The organism is Mycobacterium sp. WMMD1722 (genome assembly GCF_049315205.1).
Classification (GTDB): Bacteria; Actinomycetota; Actinomycetes; order Mycobacteriales; family Mycobacteriaceae; genus Mycobacterium.
Genome location: NZ_CP186056.1, coordinates 4,425,251 through 4,437,119, shown reverse-complemented (window position 1 = coordinate 4,437,119; position 11,869 = coordinate 4,425,251). Strand labels below are relative to the sequence as shown.

14 protein-coding genes are annotated in these 11,869 nt (G+C 67.9%); 9 read left to right on the top strand and 5 right to left on the bottom strand.

What is annotated here, in order from left to right; genetic code table 11:
* Window positions 1-3: 3 nt before the first annotated feature.
* Both ACN27E_RS21320 and ACN27E_RS21315 read right to left on the bottom strand, forming a co-directional pair.
* Window positions 4-1,008 (bottom strand): acyl-CoA dehydrogenase family protein, encoded by a 1,005-nt coding sequence (locus ACN27E_RS21320; RefSeq protein ID WP_422744500.1) that lies wholly within the window; start codon window positions 1,006-1,008, stop codon window positions 4-6.
* Between the two features lie 52 nt (window positions 1,009-1,060).
* Window positions 1,061-2,320: a cytochrome P450 gene (locus ACN27E_RS21315; RefSeq protein ID WP_422744498.1), complete on the bottom strand. Its 1,260-nt coding sequence runs from the start codon at window positions 2,318-2,320 to the stop codon at window positions 1,061-1,063.
* Between the two features lie 123 nt (window positions 2,321-2,443).
* On the opposite strand from ACN27E_RS21315, the gene ACN27E_RS21310 reads away from it, so the two are divergent.
* Window positions 2,444-3,607, top strand: coding sequence for a steroid 3-ketoacyl-CoA thiolase (locus ACN27E_RS21310; RefSeq protein WP_422744496.1), 1,164 nt, complete (start codon window positions 2,444-2,446; stop codon window positions 3,605-3,607).
* Between the two features lie 3 nt (window positions 3,608-3,610).
* Here ACN27E_RS21310 and ACN27E_RS21305 read toward each other — a convergent pair whose 3' ends face one another.
* Window positions 3,611-3,991: a hypothetical protein gene (locus ACN27E_RS21305; RefSeq protein ID WP_422744494.1), complete on the bottom strand. Its 381-nt coding sequence runs from the start codon at window positions 3,989-3,991 to the stop codon at window positions 3,611-3,613.
* Window positions 3,992-4,013: 22 nt separating this feature from the next.
* Between ACN27E_RS21305 and ACN27E_RS21300 the strand changes: the two genes are divergently transcribed.
* Together ACN27E_RS21300 and ACN27E_RS21295 are read left to right on the top strand one after the other, a co-directional pair.
* Window positions 4,014-4,466, top strand: a complete 453-nt coding sequence (locus tag ACN27E_RS21300; protein ID WP_422744492.1) for a nitroreductase family deazaflavin-dependent oxidoreductase — start codon at window positions 4,014-4,016, stop codon at window positions 4,464-4,466.
* A complete protein-coding gene (locus ACN27E_RS21295; RefSeq protein ID WP_422744491.1) occupies window positions 4,463-5,200 on the top strand; it encodes a hypothetical protein in 738 nt (245 codons plus the stop codon). The genes ACN27E_RS21300 and ACN27E_RS21295 overlap by 4 nt, the downstream gene beginning before the upstream one ends.
* A gap of 9 nt (window positions 5,201-5,209) precedes the next feature.
* On the opposite strand, the gene ACN27E_RS21290 is transcribed toward ACN27E_RS21295, so the two are convergent.
* Window positions 5,210-6,115: an SDR family oxidoreductase gene (locus tag ACN27E_RS21290; protein ID WP_422744489.1), complete on the bottom strand. Its 906-nt coding sequence runs from the start codon at window positions 6,113-6,115 to the stop codon at window positions 5,210-5,212.
* 17 nt (window positions 6,116-6,132) lie between these two features.
* On the bottom strand, window positions 6,133-6,951 hold the full coding sequence (locus tag ACN27E_RS21285; RefSeq protein ID WP_422744488.1) for an SDR family oxidoreductase: 819 nt from the start codon (window positions 6,949-6,951) through the stop codon (window positions 6,133-6,135).
* On the opposite strand from ACN27E_RS21285, the gene echA20 reads away from it, so the two are divergent.
* From echA20 to ACN27E_RS21255, 6 genes are read left to right on the top strand one after another with little or no spacing between them, the layout of a single operon-like run.
* Window positions 6,950-7,705 carry a (7aS)-7a-methyl-1,5-dioxo-2,3,5,6,7,7a-hexahydro-1H-indene-carboxyl-CoA hydrolase gene (gene echA20 / locus ACN27E_RS21280; RefSeq protein WP_422744487.1) on the top strand — a complete coding sequence of 252 codons (756 nt, stop codon included), beginning with the start codon at window positions 6,950-6,952 and terminating at the stop codon, window positions 7,703-7,705. The genes ACN27E_RS21285 and echA20 overlap by 2 nt on opposite strands.
* Window positions 7,706-7,707: 2 nt before the next feature.
* Window positions 7,708-8,595: a cholesterol ring-cleaving hydrolase subunit IpdA gene (gene ipdA, locus ACN27E_RS21275; protein WP_422744485.1), complete on the top strand. Its 888-nt coding sequence runs from the start codon at window positions 7,708-7,710 to the stop codon at window positions 8,593-8,595.
* On the top strand, window positions 8,595-9,341 hold the full coding sequence (gene ipdB, locus ACN27E_RS21270; RefSeq protein ID WP_422744483.1) for a cholesterol ring-cleaving hydrolase subunit IpdB: 747 nt from the start codon (window positions 8,595-8,597) through the stop codon (window positions 9,339-9,341). Before ipdA ends, ipdB begins: the two co-directional genes overlap by 1 nt.
* Window positions 9,338-10,417 carry a (3aS,4S,5R,7aS)-5-hydroxy-7a-methyl-1-oxo-octahydro-1H-indene-4-carboxyl-CoA dehydrogenase gene (gene ipdC, locus ACN27E_RS21265; RefSeq protein WP_422744481.1) on the top strand — a complete coding sequence of 360 codons (1,080 nt, stop codon included), beginning with the start codon at window positions 9,338-9,340 and terminating at the stop codon, window positions 10,415-10,417. Before ipdB ends, ipdC begins: the two co-directional genes overlap by 4 nt.
* A 42-nt stretch (window positions 10,418-10,459) precedes the next feature.
* A complete protein-coding gene (locus ACN27E_RS21260; protein ID WP_422744479.1) occupies window positions 10,460-11,110 on the top strand; it encodes a SatD family protein in 651 nt (216 codons plus the stop codon).
* The gene (locus ACN27E_RS21255) at window positions 11,107-11,856 is read left to right on the top strand and encodes a hypothetical protein (protein ID WP_422744477.1); all 750 of its coding nucleotides are present in this window, start codon (window positions 11,107-11,109) and stop codon (window positions 11,854-11,856) included. Before ACN27E_RS21260 ends, ACN27E_RS21255 begins: the two co-directional genes overlap by 4 nt.
* The last annotated feature ends 13 nt before the right edge of the window (window positions 11,857-11,869 follow it).

Sequence of the window (11,869 nt, the reverse complement as noted above, 5' to 3'; positions counted from 1 at the left end):
CAGTCAGGCTCCCACCAGTTCGAGACGGTGCGACGGACCGCCCAGCAGGCGGGTCAGGTCCTTGATCGTCGAGTAATAGCGGTTCATCGGATAGGTGATGTCCATCCCCATACCGCCGTGCAGGTGATGACAGGTCTGCATGACCGGTGGCGCCTGGGAGGTCACCCAGTAGCCGAGCACGTCGAGATCCTCGTCGGCATCCCGGCCTTCGGCCAGCCGCCAGATCACCGACGTCGACGCCAGATCGATGGTGCGTGAAGCGATGTAGACCTCGGCCAGCTGCGCGGCGACGGTTTGGAAGGTCGACAGCGGCCGGCCGAACTGGTGCCGGTTGGCGACGTAATCGGCGGTGAGTCGCAGGGCTCCCGCGACCAACCCTGCGGCGAATGCGCCGACCGCCGCCAGCGCGAGCTGGTTGAGACGGCGCACCTCCGCACCGGCGAGCACGTCGTCCTCACCGACGGCGACATCGTCGAAGTGCACCGAGTATTCGTCGCCTCCGTTGGAGGTCGGCGTGGCGGTGACGGTGACGCCGTCGGCCTTCGGGGAGACCACGACCACACCGCTGTCAGTGCTGACCACAAGCCACTCGGCGGCCTCGGCATAGGGGACGCCGGTCTTGGTCCCCGTCAGCCGACCGCCGCGCACCGTGGTCGACGGGCGGTCGGGCATCGACGCGCCGGGCTCGTTGAGTGCGGCCGAGAGCACCGCACCCTTGGCCACACCGGCGAGGTAGCGGTCCTGCTGCGGCTGGGAGGCGAGATCGAGCAGCGGGATCAACCCGAAGCCCAGGGTCGCGAGTGCGGGGCTGATCGTGCCGTGCCGGCCGATCTCGGTCAGCGCCGTGGTGAGCTCACGCAGCCCGACCCCGTCGCCGCCGAGCCGCTCCGGCACACCGAGTGCCGGGACTCCGCCCGAAACCAGCGCCTCCCATGTGTTCTCCCGGGTCAGCACCGAGGTCACCACATCGGCGACAGCCTGCTGCTCCGGGTCAGGCGTGAAATCCACCCGACTCCTCCTCGAGTCCGTTGCGCTCGCGCGCGGTGAGTTCCTGTGGCGATCAGTGGCCGGCCGCGGCCTGGCCGGTGTAGTCGACAGGCCAGTGCTTGATGCCGTTGAGCCACCCCGACCGTAACCGCTCGGGATCGCCGATGGGCTTGAGATCGGGCATGTTGTCGGCGACCGCATTGAAGATCAGGTTGATCGTCATCCGGGCCAGGTTCGCGCCGATGCAGTAGTGCGCACCCGTCCCGCCGAAGCCGACGTGCGGATTCGGGTCACGAAGAATGTTGAACGTGTGCGGGTTCTCGAAGACCTCGTCGTCGAAGTTGGCCGAGCGGTAGGACATCACCACCCGCTGGCCCTTCTTGATCTGCACACCGGACAGTTCGGTGTCCTCGAGCGCGGTGCGCTGGAACGCCGATACCGGTGTCGCCCAGCGGATGATCTCGTCGGCGGCGGTGGTCGGGCGCTCGGCCTTGTACAGCTCCCACTGATCCGGGTTGGCCGCGAACGCGATCATGCCGTGGGTGATCGAGTTGCGGGTGGTCTCGTTGCCGGCCACCGCGAGCATGATGACGAAGAAGCCGAACTCGTCGTCGGAGAGCTTCTCGCCCTCGATGTCAGCCTCGATCAGTTTGGTGACGATGTCCTCGGTCGGGTTCTTGGCCCGCTCCTCGGCCATCTTCATGGCATAGGTGATCAGCTCGAAGGAGGACATGGCCGGATCGACGTCGGCGAACTCGGGGTCCTCGCCGCCGGTCATCTCGTTCGACCAGCGGAAGATCTTGTCGCGATCATTCTGCGGCACACCGAGCAGTTCGGCGATCGCCTGCAGCGGCAGCTCGGCCGACACCTGCTCGACGAAGTCTCCCGTGCCGTTGGCCAGTGCGGTTTTGGCGATGTTCTGGGCGCGCTGATTCAGCTCGTCCTCGAGGCGACCGACGGCCCGCGGGGTGAACCCGCGGGAGATGATCTTGCGCAGCCGGGTGTGCTGCGGGGCGTCCATGTTCAGCAGCACGTTCTTCTGCAGATCGATGGAATCGCGCGTCATCTCCTGCGGCCATACCGGGATCGCGCCGTCCGGCGAGCTACCGAAGATGTCACTGCGCTTGGACACCTCCTTGACGTCGGCGTGCCGGGTGACCAGCCAGTAGCCCTTGTCACCGAACCCACCCGTGCCACCCGGTACGTCCACCCAGTGGATAGGCTCGGACTTGCGGAGCTCGGCGAGCTCCTCGACCGGCAGTGCTTTCAGATTGACGTCCGGGTCCAGGAAGTCGAAGTCCGCGGGAATGGGGCCCGAAGTTCCGTGGGGCATACGTGTGCGCTCCTGTCGATTGCAACGTGTTCTAGTGCCAGTAAAACATGCCTCCGCCGCAGATCAAAGGCGTGCCGGGATCGTTGCTTGTCAGAGTAATGAAACGTGTTCTAGCCTGGCGGAATGGGTACCCCTGTCATCGTTGAAGCCACCCGCAGCCCCATCGGCAAGCGGAACGGATGGTTGTCGGGCCTGCACGCCACCGAGTTGCTCGGCGCGGTGCAGAAGGCACTCGTGGAGAAGGCCGGCGTCGACGCCGGTGAGGTGGAACAGGTCATCGGCGGCTGCGTCACCCAGTTCGGCGAGCAGTCCAACAACATCTCCCGCGTCGCCTGGCTGACGGCCGGCCTGCCGGACCACGTCGGCGCCACCACCGTGGACTGCCAGTGCGGTAGCGGCCAGCAGGCCAACCACCTCATCGCCGGATTGATCGCCGCCGGGGCCATCGACGTCGGGATCGCCTGTGGTGTCGAGGCGATGAGCCGGGTCGGTCTGGGCGCCAACGCCGGACCGGACCGGGCCAAGATCCGCGCCGAGTCGTGGGACATCGACATGCCCAATCAGTTCGAGGCCGCCGAGCGGATCGCCAACCGGCGGGGCATCACCCGCGAGGACATCGACGCGTTCGGCCTGGGGTCGCAGCTCAAGGCCAAGCAGGCGTGGGCCGAGAACCGCTTCGACCGCGAGATCAGCGGTATCGAGGCCCCGGTGCTCGACGAGAACAAACAACCCACCTCCGACCGGCACGTCGTCACCCGCGATCAGGGCCTGCGCGATACGACCGCCGAGGGTCTGGCGGCGCTCAAGCCGGTGATGGAGGGCGGCATCCACACCGCGGGCACCTCGTCGCAGATCTCCGACGGCGCCGCCGCGGTGCTGTGGATGGACAGCGACGTGGCCAAGGCACACGGTCTGCGGCCGCGGGCGCGCATCGTCAGCCAGGCACTGGTCGGCGCCGAGCCCTACTACCACCTCGACGGGCCCGTGCAGTCGACGGCGAAGGTGCTCGAGAAGGCCGGGATGAAGATGGGCGACATCGACCTCATCGAGATCAACGAGGCGTTCGCCTCGGTCGTGTTGTCCTGGGCGCGGGTGCACAACCCCGACATGGACCGGGTCAACGTCAACGGCGGCGCGATCGCGCTGGGCCATCCGGTGGGCAGCACCGGCAGCCGGCTCATCACCACCGCGCTGCACGAGCTGGAGCGCACCGACCAGAGCACCGCCCTGATCACCATGTGCGCCGGCGGGGCCCTGTCCACCGGCACGATCATCGAGCGGATCTAGCGGCTAGGCAGCCACGACCGCCGGCCGGATCTTGGCCCGGATGTGGTGGATCAGACCATCGGAGGCCGGGATCAGGAACGTCTCGTCGACGTGGGCCACCACGCGGCGCCCGGCGACGGTGGCCTTGGTGACGACGGTGAACGTCGCATGCACCTCGTCGCCGACGACGCGGAACGTCCGGTCCGTGGTCGCGGTGATGATGCGGTACTGCGGCCCGCCGGTCAGGCTGCGCCGCAGGTGTTTTGCGGAGAACCCCGTCTTGATCCCGACCTCGACGCGCACGCAGTCCGGCGCGAACGGGACCGCGTCCGCCCGGTGGGTGGCCAGTGCGTCGACGTAGGCTTCGGCCGCAGCGATGCGGGCGTCATCGGAGACAGTGTCCATTCACCGAGCATAGGAGACCACCATGCCGAAGTCACCGCCCAGCAGACTCAACTCCCCGGGAGCCGACTTCTTCATCAAATGGATGTCGCGGGCAAATACGTTGGCCTACAAGCTCTCTGGCGGTCGCCTCGGCGGTAGCTTCGGCAACGCTCCGGTCGCGCTGCTGACGACGATCGGACGCAGAACCGGGGAACCCAGGGTCAGCCCGCTGATCTATCTGCGCGAGGGCAACCGGGTCATCTTCGTCGCGTCGCGCGGCGGCAGCGACAAACATCCGATGTGGTATCTGAACCTGCGCGACAATCCCCAGGTGGGTGTTCAGATCAAGGACGAGAACCTGGCGCTGACGGCGCGGGTCGCCGACGACGACGAACGTGCCGAGTACTGGCCGAAGCTCACGGCGATGTATCCGTCCTTCGCCGACTACCGGTCGTGGACAGACCGGGAGATCCCGATCGTGGTGTGCGAACCGTGACCGTCCCCGAACAGCGACCGGCAGATCTGCACTTCTACTTCGACCCGGTATGTCCGTTCGCGTGGATGACGAGCAAGTGGGTGCGCACGGTGGCCGCACAGCGCGACTATCTCGTCGACTGGCGCTTCATCTCGCTGCGGATGGTCAACGCAAATGTCGACTACGCCGCGCACTTTCCGCCGGGTTACGAGGACGGCCACACCGCCGGCCTCCGGCTGCTGCGGATGGCGGCCCAGGTGCGCGCCGAACGTGGCCGGACTGCGGTCGGTGCGCTCTACCTGGCGCTGGGGACCTTCCTGTTCGACACTCCGCGCGAAACGGAATTGGCAGGCGCCGATCAGGGCACGCGCGCCTTCGTCGAACCGGTACTGCGCTCACTGGCGATGCCCGACGAACTCGGTGACGCGTTGGAGGACTCCTCCTACGACGACGTGATCCGCGCGGAGACCGAGGAGGCGCTCAGTCTCACCGGCCGAGACGTGGGCACTCCGATCCTGCACTTCCAGCCGCCCGGCGGCACCGCGTTCTTCGGCCCGGTGATCAGCCGTCTACCGGACGACGAGGACGCCGCCCGGCTGTGGGATCACGTCGTCGGCCTGGCCACGTTCCCCGGCTTCGCCGAACTCAAGCGCAGCCTGCGCGAGCGGCCGCAACTGGCCGCATTCGGCGTTGACCCGAATTCGACTGGCACCGAAGAAGATTGGCATGGCGGCAGCCGCAGACTCAAGAAGTAGCGGCCACCGTCAGGAACCGTAGACCGGAACCGGCGTGCGAGCCTTGGCCAGCAGGTCCTCGACGACCGGGCCCAGCTCGGCGGGATCCCAGGCCGCACCCTTGTCCACCTGTGGGCCGTGCGCCCAGCCCTCCGCGACGCGGATCTTGCCGCCCTCGAGCTCGAACACCTGACCGGTCACATCACGCGATTCGGCGCTGCCCAGCCATACCACCAGCGGCGAGATGTTCTCGGGCGCCATGGCGTCGAAGTCCTGGTCCTGGGTGGCCATCATCTCGGCGAACACCGTCTCGGTCATCCGGGTGCGGGCCGAGGGCGCGATCGCGTTGACCGTGACGCCGTAGCGGCCCATCTCCGCCGCGCCGACCAGCGTCAGCGCCGCGATGCCCGCCTTGGCGGCGCTGTAGTTGCCCTGTCCGATGCTGCCCTGCAGGCCGGCGCCCGAACTGGTGTTGATGATCCGGGCCTCGACGGTCTCACCGGCCTTCGACTGTGCCCGCCAGTACGCGGCGGCGTGGCGCATGGTGGCGAAGTGCCCTTTGAGGTGGACCGCGATCACGGCGTCGAACTCGGCCTCACTGGTGGTCGCGATCATCCGGTCCCGGACGATGCCGGCGTTGTTGACCAGGACGTCGAGGCGTCCGAACGTCAAGACGGCGGTGCCGATGAGCCCTTCGGCGGCCTCCCAGTCCGATACGTCGGCACCACTGGCAACGGCTTCTCCGCCGGCAGAGACGATCTCGTCGACGACTGCCTGGGCGGCGCTGCCGCCGCCCGCCGGCGAACCGTCGAGGCCGACGCCGATGTCGTTGACCACGACGCGCGCACCTTCGGCGGCGAAGGCCAGCGCGTGCGCCCGCCCGATCCCGCCTCCTGCGCCGGTCACGATGACGACGCGGCCGTCGAGCAATGCCATGGTGTGTCTCCTGTCGGTCACTTGTTCGCTGTGGATGCCTCGAGGTAGGACGGCGGTTCTCCCCCGCCATGCACCTCGAGGGTGGCGCCGCTGATGTAGGACGCGGCGTCGGAGGCCAGAAAGGCCGCCGCCCAACCGATGTCGGCGGGCGTGGCCAGCCGCCGCAGCGGCACGGTGGCGGCGACGGCGGCCACCGATTCGGCGTCGCCGTAGAACAATTCGGACTGTTCGGTTTCGACCATGCCGACCACCACCGAGTTCACCCGCACCCGCGGTGCCCATTCGACGGCCAGCGTGGCCGTCAGATTGTCCACCCCGGCCTTGGCCGCACCGTACGCGGCGGTGCCCGGGGTGGGTCGCCGGCCGCTCACACTGGAGATGTTGACGATCGAACCGCCGGCGTCCTGGGCCTGCATGACGGTATTCGCGTGCTGCGAAACCGACAGTGGCCCCAGCAAATTCAGCTCGATGATCTTACGGCTGAATTTCGCCGAGGCTTCCGCGGCGGGCACATGGGGTGAGCCGCCTGCGTTGTTGACGACGACGTCGAGACGGCCGTAGCGCTCGACGATCCCGTCGATCAGCGCCCGGACCGAATCGTCGTCGCGCACATCGCAGGGCCGGAAGTCGTAGGGCAGGCCCTCGACCGGTCGCCGGGCGCAGGTCACGACGGTGGCGCCCTGACCGGCGAAGACCGCGCTGATGCCCGCTCCGACGCCGCGTACGCCCCCGGTCACCAGGACGATCCGGCCGGTCAAAGCGAGGTTGATCGCGTCGGTCACTGTGCTAGCGTACCAAGCAAGTGCTTGCTTAGGTAGCGACCCAGGAGTTTGCATGCCGATCACCACGAAGACCGTCGAACCGGGCATCGTCTCGGTCACCGTCGACTATCCCCCCGTCAACGCCATCCCCTCGCGTGGGTGGTTCGAATTGGGCGACGCCATCACCGCCGCGGGCCGCGACCGCAGCACCCACGTGGTGATACTGCGGGCCGAGGGACGCGGTTTCAACGCCGGTGTGGACATCAAGGAGATGCAGAACACCGAGGGCTTCACCGCGCTGATCGACGCGAATCGCGGGTGCTTCCACGCCTTCCGCGCGGTCTACGAGTGCGAGGTGCCGGTGGTCGCCGCGGTGAACGGATTCTGCGTCGGCGGCGGCATCGGCCTGGTGGGCAATGCCGACGTGATCGTCGCCTCCGACGACGCCAAATTCGGCCTGCCCGAGGTGGAACGCGGTGCACTCGGTGCCGCCACCCACCTGTCGCGGCTGGTCCCCCAGCACCTGATGCGCAGGTTGTTCTTCACCGCCGCCACGGTGAACGCCGAAACGCTGCACCACTTCGGTTCGGTCCACGAGGTGGTGCCCCGCGCGGACCTCGACGAAGCCGCCCTGCGCGTGGCCCGTGACATCGCCGCCAAGGACACCCGGGTGATCCGCGCCGCCAAGGAGGCGCTGAACCTCATCGACGTCCAGCCGGTCAACGCGAGATACCGGATGGAGCAGGGCTTCACGTTCGAGCTCAACCTGGCCGGTGTGTCCGACGAACACCGGGATGCCTTCGCGGGCACGGAGAAGGGGTCTAAATAGCCATGGCAGACAAGAGGACAACGCTGGACGAGGCCGTCTCGTCGATCGAGAGCGGTATGACCATCGGCATCGGCGGATGGGGCTCGCGGCGTAAGCCGATGGCCTTCGTACGCGCCCTGCTGCGCACCGATGTCACGGACCTGACCGTCGTCACCTACGGCGGCCCGGATCTCGGTCTGCTGTGCTCGGCCGGCAAGGTCAGACGCGTCTACTACGGTTTCGTATCGCTGGACTCCCCACCGTTCTACGATCCCTGGTTCGCCAAGGCGCGCACCAGCGGAGCCATCGAGGCCCGCGAGATGGACGAGGGGATGCTGCGCTGCGGACTGCAGGCCGCGGCCCAACGGCTACCGTTCCTGCCCATCCGCGCCGGCCTGGGCAGCGATGTGCGGGCGTTCTGGGGTGACGAGCTCAAGACCGTCACGTCGCCCTACCCCACCGACGGCGGCTACGAGGAGCTGGTCGCCATGCCTGCGCTGAACCTCGACGCCGCCCTCGTACACATGAACGTCGGCGATGCCGGCGGCAACGCGGCCTACACCGGAATCGACCCGTATTTCGACGATCTGTTCCTGATGGCGGCACAGCGTCGGATGTTGTCCGTCGAGAAGGTCGTCTCCACCGAGGAACTGGTCAAATCGGTTCCACCTCAGGCGCTGCTGATCAACCGGATGATGGTCGACACCGTCGTCGAAGCGCCCGGAGGCGCGCACTTCACCACAGCCGAACCGGACTACCGCAGAGACGAGAAGTTCCAGCGGCACTACGCCGAAGCGGCCGGCTCCGACGAGGGTTGGGCCGAGTTCACCAACACGTACCTGTCCGGTAGCGAGGCGGATTACCAGGCCGCCGTCCGGGAATTCACGTCAGCTCAGGAGGCCTCGAAGTGATGTCCGTGACTCGAGCCGAGGTGTGCGCCGTCGCCTGTGCCGACCTGTTCCGCGATGCCGGCGAGATCATGGTCAGCCCGATGACCACGATCGTTTCCATCGGCGCCCGGCTGGCCCGCCTGACCTTCTCCCCCGACATCGTGCTGTCCGACGGCGAGGCACGGTTGATCGCCGATACCCCGGCGATCGGCGCGTCCGCCGCCATCGAGGGCTGGATGCCGTTCGGCCGGGTGTTCGAGACCCTGGCCTGGGGCCGCCGCCACGTCGTGATGGGGGCCAATCAGATCGACCGGTACGGCAACCAGAACCTGTCGGCGTTCGGTCCGCTGCAGCACCCCACGCGTCAGATGTTCGGAGTGCGCGGCGCGCCGGGCAACACCATCAACCACGCCACCAGCTACTGGGTGGGCAACCATTCCAAACGGGTGTTCGGCGAATCAGTGGACATCGTGTCGGGCATCGGCTGGGACAAGGTGGATCCCGAGAACCCGGCCTACCGGTTCGTCAACGTGTTCCGGGTGGTGACCAACCTCGGGGTATTCGACTTCAACGGTCCCGACCACCAGATGCGGGCGGTCTCGCTGCACCCCGGCATCGACGCCGACCAGGTCGCGGAGAACACCTCGTTCGAGGTCCACGGCCTGGCCGAGGCGGAGACGACCCGCTTGCCCAACGAGGACGAGCAGCGGCTACTCCGCGAGGTCATCGATCCGAAGTCGTTGCGGGACAAGGAAGTGCGAGCGTGACCGCACGACTACACACACCGCTGACCGACCTGGTCGGCATTGAGCATCCCGTGGTGCAGACCGGTATGGGGTGGGTCGCCGGCGCCCGGCTGGTCGCCGCGACGTCGAATGCGGGCGGCCTGGGCATCCTCGCCTCGGCCACCATGACGCTCGCCGAGCTCGAGACCGCCGTGGCCAAAGTGAAGGCGGCCACCGACAAACCGTTCGGCATCAACATCCGGGCCGACGCCGGCGACGCGAACGAACGCGTCGACCTCCTGATCCGCGAAGGAGTCAGAGTCGCCTCCTTCGCCCTGGCTCCCAAACCCGACCTGATCGCCAAACTCAAAGCGGCGGGCGTCGTGGTGATCCCGTCGGTCGGACTGGCCAAGCATGCGAAGAAGGTGGCCGGGTGGGGCGCCGACGCTGTCATCGTGCAAGGCGGTGAAGGCGGCGGGCACACCGGCCCGATCGCGACCACCCTGCTGCTGCCCTCGGTGCTCGACGCGGTCGCCGACACCGGTATGCCGGTGATCGCCGCGGGCGGCTTCTTCGACGGCCGGGGCCTGGCGGCGGCGCTGTCCTACGGGGCCGCCGGTGTCGCCATGGGCACCCGATTTCTGCTGACCAGCGACTCGACCGTGCCGGACTCGGTCAAACAGCGCTATCTGCAGGCCGCGCTGGACGGCACGGTCGTCTCCACCAAGGTCGACGGTATGCCGCACCGGGTGCTGCGCACCGGGCTGGTCGAGAAGCTGGAGAGCGGATCGCCGGTGCGCGGCCTGTCCGCCGCGGTGCTCAACGCGCAGAAGTTCAAGAAGATGTCGGGCATGACGTGGAAGTCGATGATCACCGACGGGCTGGCCATGCGGCACGGCAAGGACCTGACGTGGTCGCAGGTCGTCATGGCGGCCAACACGCCGATGCTGCTCAAGGCGGGACTGGTCGAGGGCAACACCGATGCCGGTGTGCTGGCCTCCGGACAGGTGGCCGGGATCCTCGACGATCTGCCGTCCTGCGCCGAACTGGTTCCGGCGATCGTCGCCGAGGCAGTGGCGCACCTGCAGGCGGCCTCCGCACACATTCGGACTGATTAATTCCTGACCTTCATTTCGCCAATATGAAGCTATGATCTTCATATGGCGGCAGTGAAGAGCAGTACTTCATCACATCGAGCGACGTTGATCGGCGATGTCGTGGGCTCCCGGCGGGCCGCCGACCGCGCCGCTCAGCACCACACCCTGCAGACCGCGTTGGCGGCCGTGACGGCCGACGCCGTCGATCCGCCCGCGTTCACCGTCGGCGACGAGTTCCAGGGCAGCTACACCAGCGTCGGCGCCGCCATCGACGCCGCATTCACCCTCCGGATGCGTGTCGCACCGGCGATCGACATCCGCTTCGGTCTGGGCTGGGGTGAGGTGGCGGTGATCGATTCCGACGCCGGGATCCAGGACGGCCCCGGCTGGTGGGCAGCACGCGAGGCCATCGAATGGACCGCCACGACCCAACGCCGTCCCGGCCTCACAACCATCCGCACGGCCTATCGGCGTCTCGGCGTCGACGGTCCGGACCCGGACGCCGTCAACGCCGCCCTGATGTGTCGGGACCAGCTGATTGGATCGCTGGATGAACGATCGCTGCGCATCCTCACCGGGCTGTTGAGTCACCGGACCAAGAAGGACATCGCCGAGGCCGAACACGTCAGCGCCTCGGCGGTGTCCCAACGCGCGGGCCGCGACGGCCTCGACCTGATCGTGGCCGTCTCGGCGCTGCTGCGCGGCCTTCGATGAGCGCGCTTGCGCTGTTGTTGGTCGCCGTGGGCGTCGGCGACTGTCTCCGTCGACCGGGCCGGCGGACGTGGCCCGCCGCGCTGGTCTCCGTCGGGGTCGTGGTGGCCGGCGCAGCGCTCGCCGGTCTGTGGCGGCCAGGTGATCTCGCGCTCGTGACGGTCGCGGTCGCGGCCACCGTCGGGTGGTTGGTCCTCGGCGAGCGGGCCGAGCGCACCAACCGCGCCAGGACCGCCCCGCTCGCCGTCCTCGCCATGGCGGTCGCCGTGTTGGCGGCGCTGTCCGGGTGGGCATCCGATGTCGGCGGCGCGATCGCCGGCTGGGCCGGATGGGTGGCGCTGCCCGGCGTCGAGCACGTCGACCCGGACCGGATCCTGATGATCCTCGGCGTCATGCTCGTCCAGTTGGCCACCGGCAACACCCTGGTGCGCCTGGTGCTGGCTTCGGTGGGCGCGGTGAAGCCGGCCAGCGAGCCACAGCCGTCAGACCGGCTCAAGGGCGGCAGGCTGCTCGGACCGATGGAGCGACTGCTGATCCTGGGCCTGGGGCTGGCCGGTCAGATCACGGTGGCCACCGCGGTGATCGCCGCCAAGAGCATCATCCGGTTCCCGGAGATCAGCGCGTCGAGATCCACACCGGACGCTGAGAACACCGGCGGCGTCGGCATAGACGAGGTCAGCGAGTACTTCCTGGTGGGCAGCTTCGCCAGCTGGATGCTTGCACTCGGCGGTCTGGCGCTGACGCGCTGAGGACGCCGCCCTG